The sequence below is a fragment of the Dolichospermum circinale AWQC310F genome, from assembly GCF_000426925.1.
Classification (GTDB): domain Bacteria; phylum Cyanobacteriota; class Cyanobacteriia; order Cyanobacteriales; family Nostocaceae; genus Dolichospermum; species Dolichospermum circinale.
Genome location: NZ_KE384717.1, coordinates 1 through 4,867 on the forward strand (window position 1 = coordinate 1; position 4,867 = coordinate 4,867).

The 4,867-nt window shown below is 33.4% G+C and carries 4 protein-coding genes; 1 reads left to right on the forward strand and 3 read right to left on the reverse strand.

Annotation, left to right across the window (positions count from 1 at the left end; all coding sequences use genetic code 11):
* Positions 1 to 85 precede the first annotated feature (85 nt).
* The 3 genes from phnE to ACIR310F_RS0120370 form a co-directional block, all read right to left on the reverse strand.
* Complete coding sequence (gene phnE, locus ACIR310F_RS0120360) at positions 86 to 880, reverse strand: phosphonate ABC transporter, permease protein PhnE (RefSeq protein WP_028085421.1); 795 nt, start codon at positions 878 to 880, stop codon at positions 86 to 88.
* A 201-nt stretch (positions 881 to 1,081) separates the two neighbouring features.
* A complete protein-coding gene (locus ACIR310F_RS0120365; protein ID WP_081677632.1) occupies positions 1,082 to 1,855 on the reverse strand; it encodes a phosphonate ABC transporter ATP-binding protein in 774 nt (257 codons plus the stop codon).
* 86 nt (positions 1,856 to 1,941) lie between these two features.
* On the reverse strand, positions 1,942 to 2,916 hold the full coding sequence (locus tag ACIR310F_RS0120370; RefSeq protein ID WP_028085423.1) for a phosphate/phosphite/phosphonate ABC transporter substrate-binding protein: 975 nt from the start codon (positions 2,914 to 2,916) through the stop codon (positions 1,942 to 1,944).
* A gap of 419 nt (positions 2,917 to 3,335) precedes the next feature.
* Between ACIR310F_RS0120370 and ACIR310F_RS0120375 the strand changes: the two genes are divergently transcribed.
* Positions 3,336 to 4,751 (forward strand): hypothetical protein, encoded by a 1,416-nt coding sequence (locus tag ACIR310F_RS0120375; protein ID WP_035368635.1) that lies wholly within the window; start codon positions 3,336 to 3,338, stop codon positions 4,749 to 4,751.
* The last annotated feature ends 116 nt before the right edge of the window (positions 4,752 to 4,867 follow it).

Genomic DNA, 4,867 nt, shown 5'->3' on the forward strand with positions numbered 1-4,867 from the left:
TTCCCTGTTCCCTGTTCCCTGTTCCCTGTCACCTGTTCCCTGTTCCCTGTTCCCTGTTCCCTGTTCCCTCTTCCCTCTTCCCTTGTCATATTGATTCTAAATAACGCCTTAATTTACTACTAAACCAATCAATAACTGTCACTACTAGCAATAGCACTAACATCATAGTTGTCGCTTTAGTATATTCAAATCCGTCTATATAGCTTTTCAATTGAAAGCCTATCCCCCCAGCGCCAACCACTCCTAAAACCGAAGCCGCACGGATATTATATTCAAACATCCATAAAGTATAACCTAATCCTAGCGGTAATATTTGCGGTAGTATACCATATTGAGCAATTTGCATTCTTGATGCACCGATCACTTGTAAAGACTCTAAAGAACGATGATCTACTGATTCTATAGCTTGTTGATAAAATTTAGCCAGATATCCAATAGTATATATTGACAATGCTAATGTTCCCGCAGGTGCGCCTAAACCGGTAGCAGCGACAAAGATTAAACCTAAGATAATTGACGGTACAGAACGAACAGCATTTTGGAGTAAATTTGCTATCCATCTTAACCATAAAGGAGCGATATTATTAGCACTAGCCATAGCAATTGGTAATGATAAAATTGCGCCTATAGTTGTTCCCCATAAAGACATTTGTACAGTTTCAATTAATCCTTGAATAGCAATATCTAAAACTTGCAAATTTGGAGGAAATAGCCGAGAAATAAAGTCCGTAATGAAAGGCCAACTATCTTTTAATAAGCGAAAATCAACCTTTAATCCTTGTAGGGACCAGATATAAACTTCGATCATCAACAAGAAAATAACTAAAGGAACAAACCAAGGATAACGATGAAGAATTTGTAACTTAGGAAAGGGTTTCATTTTTTAAAACAAAGTTAAATTTTCTATTTTTAATTTTTCGTAAGCATTCAGCCGCAAATATTAAGTAGATACATAAGGTGCGTTAGGCTGATACTAACACACCCTACTAAGGTGCGTTAGGCTGGTGCTAACACACCCTACTAAGGTGCGTTAGGCTGGTGCTAACACACCCTACTGCTGTCAACTTAGGACTATCTCTTTTCAAGAAAATTGAGCTTGTAAATTTTCACATTTACCATCATAAACTACTTCACCTTTGTCTAAAATAATAGCTCTTTGAGCGTATTCTGTAGCTAAAGCTAAATCATGTAAAACAGTAATAATAGTTAAACCTTGTTGATGTAATTCAGATAAAGTTGTCATTACTTGTTGTGAGGCTATTATATCTAAACCTGTAGTAGGTTCATCAGCTAAAAGTATTTGCGGAGACTGCATTAATGCACGAGCAATTGCTACTTTTTGTTGTTGTCCACCACTCAATTTACTAGTTTTTTGATATATGTGTTCTCCTAAGCCTAATTGTTTTAATAATTCTAAGGCTAATTTCCGATCGCTTTGAGGAAATCCCCATAAAGTTTGTCGGTTTTTTCTAACTCCTAATCTTCCACATAAGACATTATCAATAGCTGATAATTGTCGAATTAATCCTCCTCCCTGAAATAACATTCCCACATCTCGACGAATTTGTGGTAATTTTTGTTGAGAGCAAGAAACACCATTGATTTTAATTTCTCCTTTCATTAAAGGTACTAAACCCACGAAAGATTTTAACAATGTTGATTTACCCGCACCATTCAATCCTAATAAAGCCACAAATTCACCTTGATTAATTTTGCAGTTAATTTTATTTAAAATTGGACGTTTTAGAGATGAAATATAATCTGTCTCTAAATTAAAACATTCAATGCAATTCACGTTACTTCTAGATAAATTTAATGAGTGGGAATTGGTCTTTTCTACTTGATAAATAGTCATAAATAACCTAAGTACAAAATTTCTTCATCAAAGGACTAATAGAAAACCAAAGGTCTTTAACCCACAAAGGTGGGTTCTATTTATATCTATGGTTCTATTCCTGTATTTTTTAATGCTTCTCGCACTGGTAGCAGATGACGATTATGATCAATTCTTACCAATTCTGTGGAATTATATAAACCAGTTAATAATTGATTATTTTCTGATTTATTTAACTTTAACAAAGCATTAATCAAATTTTCTCTGACTACAACTGGTACATCATCATCAATCGCAATTCCATGAGCAGGAACACCAGAAATTTTGTATAATACTCTAATTTTATCTCTATTTTCCGCTGCTAAATAAGGAGGAAAAAGAGCATATTCCGATACTACAGCCACATCAGCTTGACCTCTAACTACAGCATCTAAAGCTTTACTATAATTCCCACCATAACTAACTTTACCAAAGAAACTATCTAAACGATCACGATTAGGAACAAAACCCAGTTTTACTAATTCACTAACTGGAAAAACAAATCCAGAACCAGAGGTAGGAGAAGTGAAAGCCATGGTTTTTCCTCTTAGTTGTTCTAGGGTTGCTTTCCCGGAATTTTTACTTTTTAATTCACTATTTTTAGGAACAACAAAAACAGAATTATAAGTGTATCTTCCAGAGTAATTTTTACGAACTTCAGCCAAATATAACCGAGAATTTGCTAATTGTTCCGCTTTGAGTGCCGAACGACTGCTTAAAAATGCTACATCAGCCCGATTTGCTCTTAAAGCCTCTACTGCGGCTGTTTCATCACCTACTTGCGCTTTGACAGATATTCCTAATTCTTTTGATAAAAATTTGGCCACACTATTAGCTTTATTTTGCAAGTCAGTAGAATCAGAACGGCTAGGAAAAATTATAGTTATATCTTGCATTTTTTGAGCAATTAAGCCTGTTTTTGCTTGTTTTGTGGGATTTTGAGCGATCGCAATTGGCAAAAATCCTGAACTGTACCAAACCATTCCTGTGAACCCTAACAACCCTCCACAAAGGCTATACAGACTTTTTTTACACACTTTCATTTTTCTCCTCCATTAAGAATTATTTTCAATATTTTTGCAAATTTATTGCAACTAGTTTCCTAAAGGAACTTTATCCCTTTTAGAAATAAAAGTCAACAAGGTGAAGATTTTTTTTCTGAAAACGACAAAGACTCTACATTTAGTATGCTTTGTTAATAATTAATATTTATTATATAGATTTTTAATCTAATTAAATATTTTTTTGTAAGACTACTACAAAACATATAAACATTTAAGCGAAAAATATAAATTAAAAGTTAGGTAAATTAGCAGTGAGGATAGTCAAAATTATCTGCATTGAGGAAGAATTATGGTAGTATTATAAATACACAACAGCTAGAAAATTAGTTTTGAAACTAATGTTATTTTATTTCATAAACTGGGAATTTACTATATATAAAACCTATATATAAAAAATGATGAACAAATTAAGAATTTACCAACCAAGAAACCTCTGGTTTGAAAGATTAATGGCCATTACCGCCAGTTTTAACTTAATATTAGTTTTATTCGATTTAAGTTACGTACCCTGGCGAGATTTTTACTTCCGCAGACTTCCTGGAATTACTCGATTTTATGACCCCATTAAAGGTATTGAATCTCATCGTGATACTAAACAATATTTACAAGCAGTAGAGGAATTAGAAGCACAGATAACTCAAACAGGGCTAAACTCCTTTCAAGTGAAAACTAAGTTAGAAAACCTCCGTTTCCTCTCTAAAGAGATGATTGAAACTAATCCTTTTGCTGGAGCAGGAAAAAGTGGAACTCTGGAAAAAATTAAAAACCGAATGCGGGAACATATCGGAGAAAAATCTGCAAAAGCTGCATTTAATACTTTTTGGAGTCAGGAATATTTATCTAAACATAGTTGGAATCAAGAAATAGATTTTTTCCGCGAGAGAATTAGCCCAGGAATTGCGATCAACTATTATCGTAAAATTGATGAAAATGGGGAACTTTTCGATAGTTTTTGGAAAATTGATTTACCTTTTGTGGTTCTATTTACCATAGAATTATTAGGACGGACTTTTTTTATCAAACGTAGATATAGTCATTTAAGTTGGTTAGAAGCAATTCTCTGGCGTTGGTATGATTTATTATTACTAATACCAATTTGGCGCTGGTTAAGAGTTATTCCAGTAACAGTACGACTTGATCAAACAAAGCTGGTTGATTTTTACTTAGTCAGAAGACAAATTCATCAAGGTATTCTGGCTAATTTTGCGGAAGAAATTACAGAAATTGTCGTAGTTCAAGTAATTAATCAAGTTCAAGGTTCAATTCAACGAGGTGAGATTACACGCTGGATATTAGAATCAGAAAATGTGCGTTCTTACATAGATATCAATAATATCAATGAAGTAGAAGCAATGACTGGATTATTAATTAAAACCTTGGTTAATCAAGTATTACCAAAAATCCAACCAGAAGTAAATGCAATTTTAGTCCATAGTATTCAAATTGCTTGTCAGCAATTACCTGGCTATAATAACATTCTCATGTTACCAGGATTAGGTAAAGCTCAAACACAAATTAGTGAACAAATAGCAACCCAAATTACTCATAATATCTATGGAGCTTTATCTAATACTATTAAAGATCCTATGGCAGCAAAACTTTCTACTCAGCTAATAGAAAAATTTACAACTTCATTCACTTCAGAAATTCAGCAAAAGCAAGTTTTAGTAGAAATTCAAAGTTTACTAAATGACTTTTTAGAAGAAGTTAAAATTAACTACATTCAACGTTTATCCCAAGAGGATATAGACAAAATACTCGAACAAACTAGAAAAGTGCGAGCAGAATCATCTAGTAGTCTATCTATTAAGTAGGTTGGTGTTAAAAGTTGTCGTTATGACAAGGGAACAGGGAACAGGTGACAGGGAACAGGTTTTGGGCAACTTTACTTTTCGTTACTTATGTCGGTTTTTTTCCGTTCACCTACTTA

Bases quoted from the DNA above. Each gene is read 5' to 3' on its own strand.
- phnE (WP_028085421.1), bottom strand. From the start codon at position 880: ATGAAACCCTTTCCTAAGTTACAAATTCTTCATCGTTATCCTTGGTTT.
- ACIR310F_RS0120375 (WP_035368635.1), top strand. From the start codon at position 3,336: ATGAACAAATTAAGAATTTACCAACCAAGAAACCTCTGGTTTGAAAGA.
- ACIR310F_RS0120365 (WP_081677632.1), bottom strand. From the start codon at position 1,855: ATGACTATTTATCAAGTAGAAAAGACCAATTCCCACTCATTAAATTTA.
- ACIR310F_RS0120370 (WP_028085423.1), bottom strand. From the start codon at position 2,916: ATGAAAGTGTGTAAAAAAAGTCTGTATAGCCTTTGTGGAGGGTTGTTA.